This is a genomic window from Sporosarcina sp. P7, from assembly GCF_002743425.1.
Taxonomy (GTDB): Bacteria; Bacillota; Bacilli; order Bacillales_A; family Planococcaceae; genus Sporosarcina.
Map to the genome: position 1 here is coordinate 105,669 of NZ_PDZF01000004.1, position 17,352 is coordinate 123,020.

Genomic DNA, 17,352 nt, shown 5'->3' on the forward strand with positions numbered 1-17,352 from the left:
AAAAGGAGGCGTATTCATGTACAACTCAAACAACCAACAGTTTGGGCAAAATACAGACTCTCCTGAAGTATTTGCCGCCAAGCTTGCACTGTTCGGGACCGCACTTGCTACATTGGGGGATGCTATTTCGACCATCGCCGCAGGTATTGCACTTCAAGAACTAGAAAAAGCAAACCAGGACAAAGCAAACCAACAAGATTCAGAAGACCAGCGATCTGAAGAAATGGAGAAAATGCAAAAGCAAATTGATCAATTAAGTAAACAAATTAAAAAAATGGAGAAAAATTCAAAATGAATAGAAAGATGATTAAAGGGGGTCAAAAAAAGACCTCTTTTTTCGCTTTTCTTAATCAAGCTAAGAAGTTGAGACCGCAAACCCATTCAACCTGTTATTTTTGTTTATCTCATCAGCGTGTACCATCACTGTCACATCAACGTGTAGAGGAAAAAACACCCGTCATCAAGACGAGTGTTCAATAAATTTTAGGTTAGCCATTTCGGTGGTGTGTTCTTAGACCAGAAAATATCACCGACTATGTGGTGCGCGACAAAGCCATAACTTTCACATTAAACGCTGTGTATCAAACTTTGGTTTTTGTTTAAACATTCATGATTTTTTTTTAATAGGTACCTTTTTAAACAGTCGAAATAATCAATAGAATGCTGCCTCTGAGTAAAAACTATTATTAGCAATCTCCAAAGCGTTTTTTATTGCTAATGTTTCATAATATTGTGTAGCCATAGGACGATCTTCAAAAATAAAGTTTTTACCAACCTTTGCGTAAACTTCCTGCTTTATTTGATCCAAGCTAACCTCAAAAAACTCTTTTCGATTATTGACCATATTTACTCTGTAATCTCTAAATACTTTATGCAAGTGGTTTTCTAGTGCGGGTGCGTCATCTGTCAATATCATTGCATGGACATCATAGATGAATGGAACTGACGCTGCACTTAATTCTTTGATTCTTTCTAAAGGTTCCAACCTTTTCGTCATACCTATTTTATAGATTCCTTCTCCTAAAGTACCGACATTGGAAATTATATAAACATGACCAGATCTACCTACTTCAAGTCTTTCGTTTAATTCTTCCCTCTTTATCTCCACCAATTCCATATTGCTCTCAACTTCTTTAATCTGATGTAACAGATCATCATCCAGGCAATCCGACTTTAGATACTCCTTATTCAATATTTTCCACTGTTTCTCTAATTCTTTTTCTCGTTCTCGTAGTTCAGTGAATTTTCCACGAATTTCTTTTTCTACTTTCTTTCTTTCTCTTTCTTCTTCTTTTAAATCACGAAGTAGTTCCTTTTGTTCTTGTTCCATTTTAAAACGCTCATACACTAATTGCATTTCATCTATTTTTAATGATAAATATTCGTCTACAATGCTTAGTGAGTTTTTTTTGTTTAATCTATTAATATCGTTGAAAGATTTTTCAATGCGTTTTTCTACAGTTGATATATTGGAATGTCTCATAGTTGAAATGGCGTTATCACAATCGATGTTGAAAGAACGTATCATAAACCGGATATTCGAATTAGTCATTTTTCGACCTTCTCGTTCACTGCCATTAACTGTCCATGTAATTGTAGAATGAATTGCACTTTTATTTCTGATCATTTCTTTTTGCTTTTCATTATTGTGGTGCAGCTCTTCTTTAAATTGCTCGGTTGTGGTGAAGGGATAAACGTTTTTATAAAAGGATACTTCCTGAAGCATATGTTCTTCACTCAAAAGAATAACGTTTTTCTTTAGTTCAGAAACTTCTTCAAGTAGTTCTCCTTTTTGTCGGATTACTGTATCGGCTTTCTGAATATCTGACTCTATCTTCAACAATTGGGTCTTCTTTTTCTTTATCTCTTTTTCCAGTCTATTAGATAGCTTAATCTCATGTTTTTTAATAGTAGAATGTATTTCATTCGATTGATTTACTACATAGTTATGTATATTTTTCAGTTCTAATTGATAGCCACGCACTTTTAACTGCTGCTGTAAATGCATTAAATGGTATTTTCTTAATTTGAATTGACTTTCATTGAGTATTTTGTTGGTAGTTCTAAGCTCTCCATTCAGAGTACTAATTTCTTTGTTACTACTTTCGATTTGATCTGTTAAGTCTTTAGATAGTTTTTCTTTCGTTAAAATAGAATCATTAAGTTCTGACTCTTTCTTCAATAACTCCTCTATACGTATACTAATGTCGTTATGAGTACCAGAAACGTTAATTGTCTCTGATAAATCTTTTTTAATCTGTTCTTTTGCCGAACTACACTCCAAAAGTTCATTTACAATTTTTTTATACTTCCTAGTTGTCACAAACAATAAAACGCCTCCCAACATTTATAAGAAAAGACCAGGTCCTAGTGCCATTTTGAATAATTCGTCAAGTGTTAACCTGGTACTCACTTGACAGAATCAGGATCTATCAGCACTCCTAAAATGGCTATAATTTATTTACCCATATTCCGCTTCACCGTATACACAATTTCCCGGCCACTCCTCAACTCACCCACCGTATACATCCAACCACCAGCATTATTCTGCGGCGGGCGCGGCTTATGCGGCAAATTACATAAATAGCTAAGACTATAAAACTTATAAATTTCAGCCTTATCAAAATCAAAATCTTTATAACGCTCGATAATATATCGAATAATATGACCTTTTCTATCCTTAGCAATATCTATACTCTCAATATCAGTTCGCCAATCTTTCATATCAATGGAAAACATCTGATCTATACGATATAGACTATCCATCACCCCACCATTAGCTTCACGAAACGTAATATACTTTGCAGGTGCATAATTATAACCTGCCGAAATAGGATGGGCATGTACCTGATTCTCTTTAATTAAATGAATCGTACCGCCGGCAGCGACTGATAATATTAGATCCTCATCACGGACTGTATTCTCCGCTTCCACATTTGCTCCCCATGTATAAGTAAGTATCTTATCCATCTTCACTGAACTCTGGTAGCCAGCCAATATCTCTCGCTCGATTTGCAATTGTTCGGCTGTAATTTGCCAGTCACCCGTGTCTTTAATACTCTTTACTAAGTTATCGACATAAGCAACAAATGGCGCTACTTCTTGCTGATCAAAAGCGAGTACCATTTCATGATTAGCAGTAAGTCCTTTATTCGTAAAGTTTGCGGATCCAGTAAAACATTTTGTGTTGTCAAGTACATACAATTTGGTATGCAGACTCTGTAAAGCCAATACCTCTATTCCGTTTTCAATTAAAAACTCCAATGCATCGAGACTATGTACTTTGTCTACGAATAACTTACGATCGAATCGTGTGACAACGGTACAATGTAAGTCTCTCGCCTTAATAACCTGCACTAACTTCTCCACCACACGTGTACTCATGAACGGACTGACGATGACAATCTTCTCTTCACACTGATTGATCGACTGAAATAACTCAAACTCAATATTAGTAGTTATTAATTTCATCAACTCTACTCCTGACTAGTAATTTGTCTTTATGAAAAGTTTCTAGTTCTATTATACTTATAGTCAGACTCTTTTGTGTATTATTCGACAAATTTTCCAATCGCATCCTGTTTATATCATAAAATTGACATATTGAAAATATTCGGATATACAAAATAACACGATTACAGAAGCTTTCGCGAAATCCTGAATTGTTCCATAATTGTGTATGGACCTGGTGTCCGCCTACAAGCTCGAACTCATCAGGAATGATATTGTCCTGATTATCCATTGCATACACCAAGTTCTCCATTTCGTGAACAGCATTTTCACATCGGTTAGAACAGATGATTTTCTTGAAACGTTTCATCTTTTTGGTATTCGCTAAGCGAGAGCTCCGAACTTGTGAATTCCCTTGATATTCAAGCCTTGCTTCTTTAAATAGTAGATGGTTTTAGGTTCTGTTGAATCCGCCACAATTCTTTCTGCTGATAATGCCTCACTTGTAATACTCCCAGTAGATATACAGATAATGCTTTTCTGCATCCACTACTATTCGAATATCAGCGTTGTAAGAATCCGCGAACCCAAAGTCCATACCTACTCGATGCAGTGGCTTTACGACTGCCTGTATCGCTTGCATAACTTAGAATTGCGGTAATAAACGATTTCCATTAACGCCAAAAAGACCTTCAGCGCTATGCGATGAAGGTCTGGATCATATTCTTTCATTTCTTCTAGTTGCTCAATATAGCTATCAGGTAGAAATAGATTATCGTCGGCCGTTGGTCGATCTATTGGTTCCCATTAATTCCGCCAGTTCCTACACACTCAACCGTCCATTCCGCTCCTCACTTTTCCCAGTATCCTTTTACTCTATCTCTTGTTTAACAGGCTGTACGAGGCCTTTTTCTATGAATTGTTCTTTTAAGGTTTTAATTATTCGTTATCCTCCAATTCTTAAAGGAAAGCCAGTATCCCGGCTGCGAGCATGACCACCGCATAAATACTGATCGTCATATACCGCTCTCCAAAATCCGTATTTGGTCTGATCACTAAATTTAATTTGATAATACTGCAAAGATGAAAAAAGCCAGCTGGATAGAAAACTACAGAAAAAACTAAAAAAATTAATAGTTTCCGCATGTTCTTCACTCCTTTTTTGAAATAAAAAGAGGACAACAAATGACATAGCGCAATGCTGTAATCAAATGTTGTCCTCTCGTTGGCTAGGAGGACTATACTTTATTTAAGTAAGTTCGCGATAAAATAAGATCATTTTTTAGTTTGTTTGCATTTAGTTCGATAGAATTTGAATTTAAACAAAATTTATTTCCCAATGAATCTTTACCTCTTAGCTGAATTCGTCCGCAAATGTATTCTGTGCTAGTATTTACTAACTTTACTACTAAACCCCGATGCTCTTCTTTAACAGTCTTCTCACCATGTTTGGTTTCTGACTTTTCTACAGTTCCATTAAATGAGAATTCAACCTTGACTTCATCCATACTAAAGCTTATATCTTCAACCTGGTGAGCTACATTATTTGTATTTTCAAAAACAAACATAACTCCTTTCTGAGCATAGGTAATATAGGAAATTCTATATACAGGTACTGCCGAATGCTCCCATTGTTTTTTCTGAAGTTCAATCGCTTTATTGCTTACTCGGATATTCCAGAAAGCAAATATGGCTCCAATTGCCGCCGTAACAGCTAAAAGTAGTTGTATCCAATCGCTTGCGTTCAAAACTCTTCCCCTTCCTCCCTCCGCATCCTATGAACATTCACATGATGCGTAACAATCTTCTAATCAGCACCCTTCATTCTGAACAACAAATGACTCAGCGCAATGCTGTAACAAACGTTTTGCTCCAGTTGGCTGGTAGAATTATACGTATTAAATGGTTAATGTGCTATTTTTATGGGTTTCATTAAAAATAGGCCATTCAAACATTCCTTTCCAAAACAGTATTCCATACTTTTCTACTTGTATGTCTATTATTTCTACCATATCTACTATATTTTGAAGAGACTTGCTAACTATATCTATATTAATATCTAACAAATATTGCATCCTTGAAAAACCCTTTTCACTAAATGCCGACATATGCACCAATGCATCTCTGTATTCAAGCGTTTCCAAGTATTTTTGATAATTGACATTTATTTTTAATTCTAAATCGGGAAATTCATTGTAAAGCAGCGTCTCCACTATTTGCTTATCATTTATTTTTCTAACATCTGATCTTTTGATTAATCTATTATCGCTAAATTCATTAGTCTGCTTTAGGTTATAATATAAATAGTACAAATATGTTTCAAAAAAATGAACACCCAAAATTAATGAAGTCCTTAACGAAGAATTAAACGAATAATGTTTTTCACGAATCTCACTTTGGCGATTAAAATCAATATCATTTATAACAGCATATTTTTCTATCGTGTCATTCCATATATTGATCATGTCTTGATATGCAAAGTACTCCGGAAACGTATGAATAGGTAAATTGTATTTAAAAGGTACTAACTCAATCCAATGACCAGGCAGAACACAAACCTCACTTGCATTTTCTTTATAAAGCAAATTCACGTCCCAAAATTCTTTTATTTCACTATATAGAAACAGTGTTCTAACGTCTTGATTAATATAACTAAGCATAAAATTCACACATGAATTTAATATTCCATCATTAACTCGACTTTTGTGTAATTCATCTTCAAGAGATTCCACTAGATTAAATCGAAGATTTTCACACAAGAATTCAAAAGTTTTTGATTTAATCTCTTTTACAAAATCCTCATCTACATCACTTAAATTACTGGTATTAGAAGCCATATGCATGCACGACAATTTGTATTGAGACCACTTGAATTCTTCTTCATTACTTGTGAAAGCCGCTGCAAAATAATGGACTAACAATAGTCTGTATATTCTCTTTAGATCTCCGGAATAATTTCTCACACTGAATTTTGTAAATAAAATCGTTTCAGTCTGGCGTTGGTATATGTCAAATAACTCTTCTTTCTTCAAAACTCTTCTCCCTTTCCGTCCGCATCCGTCTGACATTTCCTTGATGCGTCACAATCTTATACTCCCTGCGCTCCGGCAACTCTCGCAACTTAGTCACACCCACCAAAATAACCGCAACACAGTTCATTGGTAATGCCATTATATCAATACTCAACCACATTGCCCATTAATCGACAAATTTTCCATATTCACCAGTACCCCTCCATGTTATACAATAATGTCAGCAAAGATGGGGAGAAATCCTAGTCTTTTTTTATTTGTTTAACATATCAATTGCATTTGACCACTTTCGTTTTCCATTACATCTTCAACTGCATACTTCTCGCTCAGTATTAATTCAAATATTGATTCCATAACTTGTACAACAATGTTGCTGCCTGCTTGGTGATAAAGCGTCCTGTTCATAGCTCCATTTGTTGGATGCTCTTGTAGCGTTGCTTGAAAGTCTCTGTCTTCAAAACCCATCAATCTCCAACACTCAAGCATGGTCAGATACCCATAGTTTCCATCCTTCATTTTAATCCCGCCATTATTAGGGCTGCGATCTTTCCTATTGGTAATTGTATAGGCGTAGTCTTCCATAAGGTCCAGTAATCGTGTATAAGATCCAGACGGAACACTGCCTGCTAGTTTCGATAACGTGATAGGTTGCGAAATAGTATACTGCTCACAAACATCCAATTCTAAAAAACTCACCGATTTGTCTAATTGACTGTTTTTTATAATGGAAAAATGACTAATTTAAGTTGAAAATTGTAGAGCATGCTTTTTATTTGTTTTTTCACGGTTTATTGCCTTACTTAATATTTTTTACATTCAGGAGCCATTGTTTTATGAATGTTTAAAAAACAAAAAAACACCCGTCATCAAGACGAGTGTTCAATAAATTTTAGGTTAGCCATTTCGGCGGTGTGTTCTTAGACCAGAATATATCGCCAACTATGTGGTGCGCGACAAAGCCATCATCCGCTGTATGGTAATGAAAATTATAGAAGTAGCCGTCACCCGGTCGCTTTTCTGTCCGCACGTGGAATTTGATAAGATCTTGATTCGCCGTCTTATCGTAGACATGGAAAATCTTTTCCGCATAATCCCCTGAAGGTTGCTCGGTTATGGCAAGACGACGATCTGCTGCATTATGTACGGTCGTTTGGATTACTGCTTCAATTCGTGGGAAAATCTCGTTATCGAATTCATTCTGGATAACGGGGCCGATACGCTGTCCAAACTTTTCATACGTTAATAGACGTGCGTGTGCGACCAATTGCTGTTCTTCAGTGTAACTATCGAGTGTCAGTAAGTCATTTCTTGTGTTATGCAGTTCAAGGGAATACTCCATACCTTCTGCGCGGGTACCCGATTCATTCGGTTCATGCTTGTCTTGAAAATTTGTCCAAATTTCATGATTGGGTGTAATGACGCCCAGTGTCAACACGGCGACAGATGCGATCATCAGCCGCTGTAACCATTGCTTCATTTTCATCACTCCTTCAACATTCCGTCAAACATCTACATAACTCATACGAAAAGCGTCACAAAAGGTTTCATCTTTCACTATTTCATTGTACAATAAAGTCAAACTTCAATCATCATTTTCACAAAATGTTCTTTGATTGCAAGTTAAGCGGATGTCAATCAACGCGCTACATATAAAGGAGGTCGCAACAATGGATGTTAACTTACTATTAGGTATTGGTATGCTTGTATTGACTTTGTACTTGAGCTCCCTAAATTTCACGCACTAATCCAAAAGCGAAGAACGCCATCTAGCCTCGACAGGCACTGGAAGACGTATCGAAAAGGTGCGCACTTTTACCTTTACGATGCGGCTGAAGTGACCCGAGAGGCTGGCGTTATGTAAAAACATAAAAGACTGTATGGCTTTGAATAAAGCCATACAGTCTTTTTTCTATGGAAGTTGCCAAGTCTAAAAATGAAGTGACCGCGCTAAAAAGAGGTAGAATCGCGCTATTCAGTCGTGGGACCGCGCTAAAAGTCAGAAATACCGCGCCAAACCAGCAGACAACCGCGCTATTCCAACAGAACACCGCGCCATTCCACCTCCTAACCGCGCCAAAGGCCATTTCATTTCTCAAGCACGCCATAATGGACTTTCGTATACGGGCGAATTTGCTGAATAAAGCCGAAGCGTTCAAACAGCGGAGACTGATAATGGTCTTTCAAAACGACTCGGCGTCTGCATACGCGCAAAGCTTCTTCTACCCATTGTTCCGAGACAGTATCAGTTACACCGATTGCACGTAGCACTTCAAAGTTTGAGGACTCTTCGATCGGTGTCGTGAACATCGGGTCAAGGAATACGACGTCGCGTGAGTTCGTATCGCAGGTTTTCAGGAAATCTATAGCTTTCGAGTGAATTACTTGAATCCGACTCATCGCATCCTGTAGTAATGGAAAGTCGATGGGGAAGTTGTGTAAACCAACCTTTGTGAGAAACGCGACGATTGGGTCCCCTTCGATTCCTTCAACTATTCCTTTTTCTCCCACAGTGCTGGATGCGATGATCGCGTCGGACCCGAGTCCCAGTGTGCAGTCGAGGAATGAGTCTCCTGGCTGTAGATCGGCTGCCGCCACAAGTGGATCTATTTCGCCTTTTAGTATGCGTTTCAAGCGATAAGTCGCAGAGTTCGGATGAAAGAAAAACGGTTCGTCGCTGCCTTTTGGGTAAAACGAATAGCGGTCCTTCCCCGCCACTAGAACATCTGCTTGATAGATGTTCTGCAGTGTAGGAATGGACCGCTTTTTTCGTTCGACGACAGGCGCCTGTAACGCGTCCGCTGCTTGCTGCACCAGTGTAGCGGAATGTTCATCAGGTCGTCCTGCTGTCGTAATAATCACGTTCACTGAGCGACTACTTGAGTTAAGACGTCGACTAGATGATCTTTAATTTGATCTTTTTGGAAATTCTCGATTTGTTCACGTGGAATAAAGTATACAACTTTACCTTCATTCCAAATCGCAATGGACGGCGAGCTTGGTGGAATTTCCGGGAAGTACGAACGGAAAGTTTCTGTCGCTTCCTTATCTTGTCCAGCAAATACTGTAAACAAGTGATCCGGTTTTACCTCTTCTATTGCCTCGCGTACTGCGGGGCGTGCTAAACCTGCTGCACAGCCACACACAGAGTTGATCACAATAACGGCTGAGCCTTCCAAGTCTTTTAGCGTATTATCGACTTCTTCAGCCGTTGTGAGTTCCGTAAACCCAACAGTTGTTAGTTCTTCGCGCATCGGTGTAACAATCCCGCGCATGTACTCATCATAAGCGTTCATTTGTATATCTCCGCCTTTCATTTAGTTGCGTATTTTATGCCGTACTGTTTTTAATAGTAAAGGATAGAGTGAATTATTTCACGTGATTGAATTGGTGAATGACGGAATCGTCTATTTACCACTCCATCACAAAGCTACTACTTCCCTATATGAATCATCATTCATTTATGATAAAATTATCTAACTATTCCATAAGAGTGATGAGGAGTGTGAGTGATGGGAAAATTAGTGGATAAAATTGCTGTCGTAACGGGCGCAGCACAAGGAATCGGAGAGAAGATAGCGGAGCGTTTACTTCGCGATGGTGCTTCGGTGATAATCTTAGACGTAAACTTTGAACAGTTGAAAACAACAGCTTCTGCATTAGATGCTTCAGGTGAAAAGGTTTTCGCAATGAAGTGCGACGTGGCCGATCCGGAAGATGTGACGAAAACGTTCTCTACTATTTACGGGAAGTTCGGCAAGATTGATATATTGATTAACAACGCAGGTATAACGAGAGATTCATTCTTCCACAAAATGGCGCCCGAGCAGTGGCATTCGGTCATGGACGTCAATCTCAACAGTATGTTCTATACGTGCCAAGCAGTCATTCCACAAATGCGAAAGCAACAATACGGCAAGATTGTTAATGTCTCTTCTTCTTCCAGCTGGGGCAATATGGGTCAGGCAAATTACAGCGCGTCGAAAGCCGGTGTGCTTGGATTGACGAGAACATTAGCTAAAGAAAATGGCGGGAAGCAGATTACGGTGAATGCGGTTGCGCCAGGTCAGATTAATACGGATATGACGAAGGATTTGCCACAAGACGTGAAGAAAATGGCGACGATGTTAACGCCTGCTGGTCGTATGGGTGACCCCGCGGAAGTAGCTTCGGTTGTAGCGTTCTTGTCTTCAGATGACTCGAGTTTTGTGAATGGTGAGTGCATTAGTGTAAGCGGTGGATTTTTGATGGTGTAATGTACAAATATACCTGCGTGAGAACTGTTCAATCGTTCTTACACAGGTATATTTTTTTATGCTAAACGCTTGCCTAGGGGCTGGTATTTGATAGCTTTCTGAAGTCTTGGAATCAATATGATAGACAGAATTGTCACCCCGATATCCAGTGGTAAATATGCAACCATCCAAGACCATGCTAGTACATAACTGAAGCCTGCAGGCGCTTCTACCCAGTATACATAGGCAAAATACATATAATTTGTGCCGATTATGTAATTACCCGCTATCGCAAGAAAACCTGCCCCCGCGTAACTGATCCACGACGGTTTACGCTTGAAGAATTTGCCTACGATATACGCTACAAAGATGAAAGAAATAATGTAGCCGAACGTCGGGCTGAGGAAACTGCCGAGGCCTCCCTTAAATTGGGCAAATATCGGCGCGCCTGCCAACCCAATAAATAAATAAGCAAACATAGACCAGGCGCCCAATCGGCTGCCTAGTAATCCACCTGCCAATATAGCGAATAGTAATTGAAGTGTGACTGGCACCCCTCCGATCGTCAACAGTGGTGCAATGTTCGCTCCCACCCCCATCAATGCTGCAAATAATGCGCAAAACACAATTTCCTTTGGTTTCATTTTCTGATCCTCCTACTTTCTATTGTTGTCTCTACAAATATATGTTAACATAATTCAGAACTTAGTTAACACATATTTTTAAAAGGAGAATACAATGTGTCGATATTATTCATTACCGGAACAGATACCGATGTAGGAAAAACCGTAGCCACTGTGTTACTCAGTGACTTTTTATCTAAAAACGGTCGGCATTTCGTACCGTTTAAACCTATCCAAACGGGAGCAGTTATTCACAATGAACGCATTGCGGCACCAGATAGTATGACGTATGGACTAGCGTCTGACAGAGAACAACTAAATCCCGACTATTTATTCACTACACCTTGCTCGCCTCATTTAGCAGCTAGGTTGGAAAATGTACAAATTGATACAGACAAATTGACTCAATCCGTGAAGAAACTTTGCAGTAGTAATGACGGAATTGTAATAGAAGGAGCTGGAGGGCTATATGTTCCGCTCACTTCTGAAGGCTATTGCATGATCGACTGGATGGAGGAACTGCAGGCCCCTGTTGTAGTAGTGGCACGAGCAGGAGTTGGGACGATAAACCATACACTCCTTTCAATTGAAGCAATGAAAGCAAGAGGCATTCGCATCGCAGGGCTTTTATTCAATGATTTGGCGCAAGACTTCCCCAACATCATCAAAGATAATGTGGAAATGATCTATAAGCTGAGCGGTGTCCCAGTGATTGGGATCATTCCTTATCAGAAAGACATTCAAGAAACATTAAGTGATTCGGAAAAGATACAGACATGCTACGAAGAATGGGATTATTCAATTTTAGAGGAGGCGTTACCAAGTGGAAGCAAATCAGTTGCTCGAGAAAAGTAAGCAATATATGTGGCTGCCGTTTACACAAATGTCGGATTACGAAAAAGATCCGTTGATCATCGCAAGTGGCGAAGGTGTGACCGTTACGGATATACATGGCAAAACGTATTTGGACGGCTATTCTTCTTTGTGGCTAAATGTACACGGCCACCGAAAAAAAGAGCTAGACGACGCGATTCAAACACAACTACAGTCCATTGCGCATTCGACGTTACTCGGTGCTGCAAATATACCTTCGATTCTGCTAGCGGAGAAATTAGTGGAATTAGTACCTGAAAAATTGACGCGTGTATTTTACTCCGACAGCGGCGCGACGGCTGTTGAAATAGCGGTGAAGATGGCGTATCAATATTGGCAGAATAAAGGCCTCGAGAAAAAAACGCGTTTTGTAACTGTCAGCAATGGATATCATGGCGATACGGTCGGTACGATGAGTGTTGGGTCTATTGAACTGTATCACAAAGTCTATACTTCCCTATTATTTGATGCGCTCGTCATCCCGTTCCCGTCAGTTTACCGCCATCCTTCAGTTGATGCGAATACCGTGCGAGATGAAAGCCTACGTCAACTGCGTTTGCTATTTGAAGAACGTCATGAAGAAATCGCAGGAATGGTGCTTGAGCCGATGATTCAAGGAGCCGGCGGAATGAATACGATGCCAGCAGGTTATTTAAAGGGCGTTGAAAAATTATGCAAAGAATTTAACGTATTACTAATTGTCGACGAAGTAGCCACCGGTTTCGGACGGACTGGGAAAATGTTCGCTGTCGAGCATGAAGACATAGAGCCTGATCTAATGACTGTAGCAAAAGGACTTACAGGAGGCTATTTGCCAGTCGCTGCTACATTCGCGACCGAAGAAATTTACAATGCGTTTTACGGAGAATATGAAGAAATGAAAACATTCTTCCACGGACACTCCTACACGGGGAACCAGCTGGGTTGTGCAGTGGCATTAGCGAACTTGGAGATTTTCGAAAAAGAGCAACTAGTGAAGCAAGCAGAGGAAAAAGCTGCGTTACTTAAAGAATTGCTAGTGGATATTCAGCAACTTCCGCATGTAGGAGATGTTAGACAATGTGGCTTGATGTGCGGAATTGAAATCGTCAAAGACAAGCATACTAAAGAATCTTTCTCAGTGGAAAGCCGTGTTGCTTACCGCGCTACGCTTATAATGAGAGAGCTCGGTTTACTGACTAGGCCGCTCGGCGACGTCATTGTCCTGATGCCACCTCTCGCTACTTCAAATGAACAGTTAGCGGAGATGGTGAAACTGATGAAAGCAGGAATACAGGCGGCGACGGAAGAATTAGTGGGCATGGGTAATATCCAGCAATAACTACAAGCTTTATAAAACAAGACTGCACTAGAAACAATGATTGTTTCTAGTGCAGTCTTGTTTGAATTTTCATTTGGTGTTCATCATGCTATTATCCAATCGGTAGTAATGGGCATCTTTGCATCCATAAACGGATCGTAGTGAACCATCACTGCGCATAGCGCTCCACCATTTCCCGTGTCACATTAAAACGCGGTTCTATTGTATCGCCGTCTACTTCCTCTACTCCAATTAATACGGAAATTACGCGTTCTCCATTGAATACCCCGCTTCCTGTAAAACAAGAACCAGCGGCATCCGTATATCCCGTCTTTAACCCATCCATTCCATTCATTTGCATACGCATACCAGGCAACAGAAGATTCGTATTCCACATCTTTACTCCTTGTGTAGACATGAAGTGTGTCATACTAGTAAATTCCAATACTTCGGGATGCGTTTGAATGAGTCGATCCGCAATAATTGCCAGGTCTTTAGCGGAAGCCAAATTGTTTTTCCCTTCGCCTCTACCTAAATAATCGCCATCCAAGCCATGTGGATTAAAGAAAACAGTTTTCTTTAGTTTAAACGCACGCGCTTGTTCATTCATCATGGCAACGAACTCCTCTTCCGTTCCACCCACCATTTCAGCCAAAGCAAGGGCCGCATCATTCGCTGAAATGATCGTCATCGCAGTAAATAATTCACGTACTGTGTAGCTTTCATTGGCCTGCATGCCTAGTTTCGCAGCACTCGCAAACTGTGCCATATTTAGAACGGTGGGACTTGGCTGGTAGATAGTTTCCCAGGAAATCGTGCCATTTTTGATCGTATTCAACACGATATATTGCGTCATTAATTTGGTCATGCTAGCAATCGGTAAGGACTTTTTGCTGTTTTTCTCATATAACACCTCACCTGTATCTGCATTCAAAAGAATCATAGCCTCAGAAGATGCACTCCAATTGTCATCTATCGGTTGCACATCGGTCCATTGAGTAACGACTGCATAGATCCCCAAACAGATGAGTAATACTAGTAGTAATTTCTTCATTTATACACCTGCCTATACTATTCATTATGAAGGAAAAGTCCCCTGAATGGTAGCGGGTGTTTCTGAAGATTATATGAAGGATAGAAAATATGCAAAAGTGGAAAATAATTTCACCCTTGGTGAGAAGATCTACTTGTAATTTTTATTTTACCAGTGGCTATTAAGTCTTGTGCTTTTTTGCAATGCTTGGAATACTGTTCATGACCTTCGGTGTAGTATCGGAAGAAAGAACAAACGGGACAACGACTACAAACCGTATCCAGCGTTTCATTTGGACATCCTCAATAGTTTTATATTTAGTACACCATTACCTGAACAGTTAACCTGTTTACAGATGACGGTATACCAGTATTATTATTCAACCTTATTCATCATTTTATATAGTTTCAACTATGTAACGTTTCATGGTCGCCATCATGGATATGCAGCATATTTTCTATTTTTTTTTAGTTCAATCGTGTCTCTTCCGACTATTTATTTTAATGTCAAAATGTCTCTAACCTCACAAAAAAGACGACAATCCATTCACATTCGAATGAATCATCGTCTTTTTGTTTTTGAGAAATCAAAGCGTATAGTGACATTGATTTTTCACATGCTAATCTGGGGAATAGAACCGATTACTTCGTATAACCGTTCATTTGAGATTGAGCCTGACGCACTAATCGCTTTGTAATTTCTCCGCCGACGGATCCGTTGGCACGCGATGTGGAGTCTGGTCCAAGGTTTACACCGAATTCGTTTGCGATCTCTTCCTTCATCTGGTTGATCGCCTGTTGTACACCTGGCACTAATAGTTGGTTTGAGTTACTGTTGTTTGGCATGTTGTCCACCTCCTTCTGACAATAGAATGAGCAGATTTTAAAAAAACATACTGTTAATTTTTAAAAATGATGTTTTTTTATTTCCTTCATATTATAGGCAATCGAACAAAAAAATAAACAACCTCTACCGTTCCACTTTGGCAGAGGTTGCAAACTTATGATTGTATTTTTTCTTCGATTAGTTTTCCCTTACACAATTGTTTAGTACGCTCTAACTCTTCGGTCATTTTTTTCTTCACGGCACTTGACCAGCCAAGTTGAACAGCTAGGAAATTAATGACAGGCTCTTGCCATTGATCGACCCAGTCGATGTCAAAGAGCAATGCGCCCGTTCGTCTCCAGAAAAAGTCTACAGGTGTACAAACGAATTCTTTTGAAATGGAATACCACGCTTGTGCGTAAATTTCAATCGGTAAATTGGCTCTTCGTGCATCAGCCTTTCCGTTTTGGATGACGCCGAATATCTCATCGACGTTTGATCCATAATGGGTGACGAGTGCATAAGCCGTTTGCTCAGATAATCCTAGGCTCATCCCTTCTTTCACTTTTCTCTTAACAAAAGCTTCAAACCCTTTTGAACCACCTACATGACCACCTGAAATAGGCAGCTTTTTTGTACGGCAAGACGGAACTTTTTTGCCATATGAAGTATTAAGATCTGCAGCGATACGATCGACAATCGTTTCCGCCATTTTGCGATACCCTGTTAACTTTCCGCCAGCAATCGTTAATAAACCGGAATCTGAAATCCAGATTTCATCTTTTCGGGATATCTCCGAAACGCTCTTTCCTTCTTCTTGTATAAGTGGTCTAAGGCCTGCCCACCCCGATTCAATTTGTTCTTCGCTAATCTCCAGTTTCGGAAAAACAAAATGAATAGCATTTAGCAAATATTCTTTATCCGCCTGTGTAATCTGCGGCTCCGTCAAACTTCCTCGATAATCTGTATCGGTTGTTCCTATGTATGTTTTGCCATTGCGCGGAATCGCCAACACCATGCGCCCGTCCGGTGTATCAAAATAAATAGTTTGTTCTAAAGGAAAGACCCGTTGATCAAAGACCAAATGAACACCTTTAGTTAAATGAAGTTGTTTTTGATCAGGCACTGCATCTTTGTGACGGACTTCATTAACCCATGGTCCAGTTGCATTGATGACTTTTTTAGCGAAAATCATTCGAGATTTTCCCGTTAATTGATCAATCGTTTCGACACCTGCTACTTTGCCGTCATGATAAACAAATTTTGTCACTTTTGTATAATTTAAAACCGAGGCTCCGTACTGAACAGCTTCTTTTATCACTTCAATCGTTAAACGTGCATCATCTGATCGATATTCTACGAATTTCCCTGCACCGAGGAGACCTGTTGGATTCAACTTTGGTTCATCACGAAGTGTCTGCTTTTTTGATAACATGCTTTTACGTTCTGATTTCTTTACTTTGGCTAATGTATCATAGACACGCAAACCAATTGAACTGCTAAATTTACCAAACGTCCCTCCTTTATAAATGGGCAACAACAACCATGTAGGTGTCGTCACATGTGGTCCGTTTTCATACACTACCGCACGTTCCTGTCCAGTTTGTGAAACGATTTTAAACTCGAGGTTCTTTAAATACCGTAATCCCCCATGAATCATTTTCGTCGAGCGACTAGATGTTCCTGCCGCAAAGTCCTGCATTTCCACCAACACTGTTTGTAATCCCCGGCTCGCTGCATCAAGCGCTATACCCGCTCCCGTCACGCCTCCTCCTATTATAAGTACATCGAATTCTTCTGTTCGTATATTTTCCAATATATCCTCTCGTCGAAAGCGAGGCTGTCGTTTTATCATATATAAACAAGCTCCTATCTTCACATCTTCAATAGCATAATACTACAACTAATCCGAATACTTTTAAAGTTAATTGACAAATTATTTGATTCATGTGATAATTTCTACATATTTAGTAGGATTTATAGT

Annotated in this window: 18 protein-coding genes and 1 pseudogene; 4 read left to right on the forward strand and 15 right to left on the reverse strand. The window is 39.5% G+C overall.

Annotation, left to right across the window (positions count from 1 at the left end; translation table 11 throughout):
* Positions 1-16 precede the first annotated feature (16 nt).
* Complete coding sequence (locus tag CSV60_RS05930; protein WP_099636303.1) at positions 17-295, forward strand: translation initiation factor 2; 279 nt, start codon at positions 17-19, stop codon at positions 293-295.
* A gap of 357 nt (positions 296-652) precedes the next feature.
* On the opposite strand, the gene CSV60_RS05940 is transcribed toward CSV60_RS05930, so the two are convergent.
* From CSV60_RS05940 to CSV60_RS05990, 11 genes and pseudogenes are all read right to left on the reverse strand, one after another.
* Positions 653-2,323 carry an SNIPE associated domain-containing protein gene (locus CSV60_RS05940; protein ID WP_233189556.1) on the reverse strand — a complete coding sequence of 557 codons (1,671 nt, stop codon included), beginning with the start codon at positions 2,321-2,323 and terminating at the stop codon, positions 653-655.
* A 134-nt stretch (positions 2,324-2,457) separates the two neighbouring features.
* Positions 2,458-3,471, reverse strand: a complete 1,014-nt coding sequence (locus CSV60_RS05945) for a phospholipase D family protein (protein WP_099636306.1) — start codon at positions 3,469-3,471, stop codon at positions 2,458-2,460.
* Positions 3,452-4,093 (reverse strand): annotated as a pseudogene (locus CSV60_RS16215) (terminase large subunit). Before CSV60_RS16215 ends, CSV60_RS05945 begins: the two are co-directional and overlap by 20 nt.
* On the reverse strand, positions 4,069-4,248 hold the full coding sequence (locus tag CSV60_RS16220; RefSeq protein ID WP_369823592.1) for a phage terminase large subunit: 180 nt from the start codon (positions 4,246-4,248) through the stop codon (positions 4,069-4,071). Before CSV60_RS16220 ends, CSV60_RS16215 begins: the two are co-directional and overlap by 25 nt.
* A gap of 162 nt (positions 4,249-4,410) precedes the next feature.
* Positions 4,411-4,596 (reverse strand): hypothetical protein, encoded by a 186-nt coding sequence (locus CSV60_RS05955; RefSeq protein ID WP_099636308.1) that lies wholly within the window; start codon positions 4,594-4,596, stop codon positions 4,411-4,413.
* Between the two features lie 92 nt (positions 4,597-4,688).
* Positions 4,689-5,198 (reverse strand): hypothetical protein, encoded by a 510-nt coding sequence (locus CSV60_RS05960; RefSeq protein WP_099636309.1) that lies wholly within the window; start codon positions 5,196-5,198, stop codon positions 4,689-4,691.
* A 150-nt stretch (positions 5,199-5,348) separates the two neighbouring features.
* Positions 5,349-6,482 (reverse strand): hypothetical protein, encoded by a 1,134-nt coding sequence (locus CSV60_RS05965; RefSeq protein WP_099636310.1) that lies wholly within the window; start codon positions 6,480-6,482, stop codon positions 5,349-5,351.
* A gap of 261 nt (positions 6,483-6,743) precedes the next feature.
* Positions 6,744-7,178, reverse strand: coding sequence for a DNA cytosine methyltransferase (locus tag CSV60_RS05975; protein WP_143565320.1), 435 nt, complete (start codon positions 7,176-7,178; stop codon positions 6,744-6,746).
* A 193-nt stretch (positions 7,179-7,371) separates the two neighbouring features.
* Positions 7,372-7,959, reverse strand: a complete 588-nt coding sequence (locus tag CSV60_RS05980; RefSeq protein ID WP_099636312.1) for a YpjP family protein — start codon at positions 7,957-7,959, stop codon at positions 7,372-7,374.
* Between the two features lie 608 nt (positions 7,960-8,567).
* A complete protein-coding gene (locus CSV60_RS05985) occupies positions 8,568-9,347 on the reverse strand; it encodes a class I SAM-dependent methyltransferase (RefSeq protein ID WP_099636313.1) in 780 nt (259 codons plus the stop codon).
* Positions 9,344-9,775 carry a BrxA/BrxB family bacilliredoxin gene (locus tag CSV60_RS05990; protein ID WP_099629975.1) on the reverse strand — a complete coding sequence of 144 codons (432 nt, stop codon included), beginning with the start codon at positions 9,773-9,775 and terminating at the stop codon, positions 9,344-9,346. The genes CSV60_RS05985 and CSV60_RS05990 overlap by 4 nt, the downstream gene beginning before the upstream one ends.
* 216 nt (positions 9,776-9,991) lie before the next feature.
* Here CSV60_RS05990 and fabG point away from each other — a divergent pair, with 216 nt between their 5' ends.
* Positions 9,992-10,735, forward strand: a complete 744-nt coding sequence (fabG, locus tag CSV60_RS05995; RefSeq protein ID WP_099636314.1) for a 3-oxoacyl-ACP reductase FabG — start codon at positions 9,992-9,994, stop codon at positions 10,733-10,735.
* Positions 10,736-10,791: 56 nt separating this feature from the next.
* Here the strand turns inward: fabG and CSV60_RS06000 are convergent, their stop codons facing one another.
* A complete protein-coding gene (locus CSV60_RS06000; RefSeq protein ID WP_099636315.1) occupies positions 10,792-11,358 on the reverse strand; it encodes a biotin transporter BioY in 567 nt (188 codons plus the stop codon).
* Between the two features lie 96 nt (positions 11,359-11,454).
* Between CSV60_RS06000 and bioD the strand changes: the two genes are divergently transcribed.
* Both bioD and bioA read left to right on the forward strand, forming a co-directional pair.
* Positions 11,455-12,192 (forward strand): dethiobiotin synthase, encoded by a 738-nt coding sequence (bioD, locus tag CSV60_RS06005; RefSeq protein WP_158233156.1) that lies wholly within the window; start codon positions 11,455-11,457, stop codon positions 12,190-12,192.
* A gap of 7 nt (positions 12,193-12,199) precedes the next feature.
* A complete protein-coding gene (gene bioA, locus CSV60_RS06010) occupies positions 12,200-13,531 on the forward strand; it encodes an adenosylmethionine--8-amino-7-oxononanoate transaminase (RefSeq protein ID WP_233189557.1) in 1,332 nt (443 codons plus the stop codon).
* Positions 13,532-13,679: 148 nt separating this feature from the next.
* On the opposite strand, the gene CSV60_RS06015 is transcribed toward bioA, so the two are convergent.
* The 3 genes from CSV60_RS06015 to CSV60_RS06025 all read right to left on the reverse strand — a co-directional run bounded on the left by CSV60_RS06015 (position 13,680) and on the right by CSV60_RS06025 (position 17,223).
* Positions 13,680-14,564, reverse strand: a complete 885-nt coding sequence (locus tag CSV60_RS06015) for a D-alanyl-D-alanine carboxypeptidase family protein (protein ID WP_099629970.1) — start codon at positions 14,562-14,564, stop codon at positions 13,680-13,682.
* Positions 14,565-15,184: 620 nt separating this feature from the next.
* Positions 15,185-15,388: an alpha/beta-type small acid-soluble spore protein gene (locus CSV60_RS06020; RefSeq protein WP_099629969.1), complete on the reverse strand. Its 204-nt coding sequence runs from the start codon at positions 15,386-15,388 to the stop codon at positions 15,185-15,187.
* Positions 15,389-15,543: 155 nt separating this feature from the next.
* Entirely contained in the window at positions 15,544-17,223 is a 1,680-nt protein-coding gene (locus CSV60_RS06025) for a glycerol-3-phosphate dehydrogenase/oxidase (protein WP_099636318.1), read from the reverse strand.
* Between the last annotated feature and the right edge of the window lie 129 nt (positions 17,224-17,352).

Bases quoted from the DNA above. Each gene is read 5' to 3' on its own strand.
- bioA (WP_233189557.1), top strand. From the start codon at position 12,200: ATGTGGCTGCCGTTTACACAAATGTCGGATTACGAAAAAGATCCGTTG.
- CSV60_RS05990 (WP_099629975.1), bottom strand. From the start codon at position 9,775: ATGAACGCTTATGATGAGTACATGCGCGGGATTGTTACACCGATGCGC.
- fabG (WP_099636314.1), top strand. From the start codon at position 9,992: ATGGGAAAATTAGTGGATAAAATTGCTGTCGTAACGGGCGCAGCACAA.
- CSV60_RS05980 (WP_099636312.1), bottom strand. From the start codon at position 7,959: ATGAAGCAATGGTTACAGCGGCTGATGATCGCATCTGTCGCCGTGTTG.
- CSV60_RS06025 (WP_099636318.1), bottom strand. From the start codon at position 17,223: ATGATAAAACGACAGCCTCGCTTTCGACGAGAGGATATATTGGAAAAT.
- CSV60_RS06000 (WP_099636315.1), bottom strand. From the start codon at position 11,358: ATGAAACCAAAGGAAATTGTGTTTTGCGCATTATTTGCAGCATTGATG.
- CSV60_RS05955 (WP_099636308.1), bottom strand. From the start codon at position 4,596: ATGCGGAAACTATTAATTTTTTTAGTTTTTTCTGTAGTTTTCTATCCA.
- CSV60_RS06015 (WP_099629970.1), bottom strand. From the start codon at position 14,564: ATGAAGAAATTACTACTAGTATTACTCATCTGTTTGGGGATCTATGCA.
- CSV60_RS05930 (WP_099636303.1), top strand. From the start codon at position 17: ATGTACAACTCAAACAACCAACAGTTTGGGCAAAATACAGACTCTCCT.
- CSV60_RS06020 (WP_099629969.1), bottom strand. From the start codon at position 15,388: ATGCCAAACAACAGTAACTCAAACCAACTATTAGTGCCAGGTGTACAA.
- CSV60_RS05945 (WP_099636306.1), bottom strand. From the start codon at position 3,471: ATGAAATTAATAACTACTAATATTGAGTTTGAGTTATTTCAGTCGATC.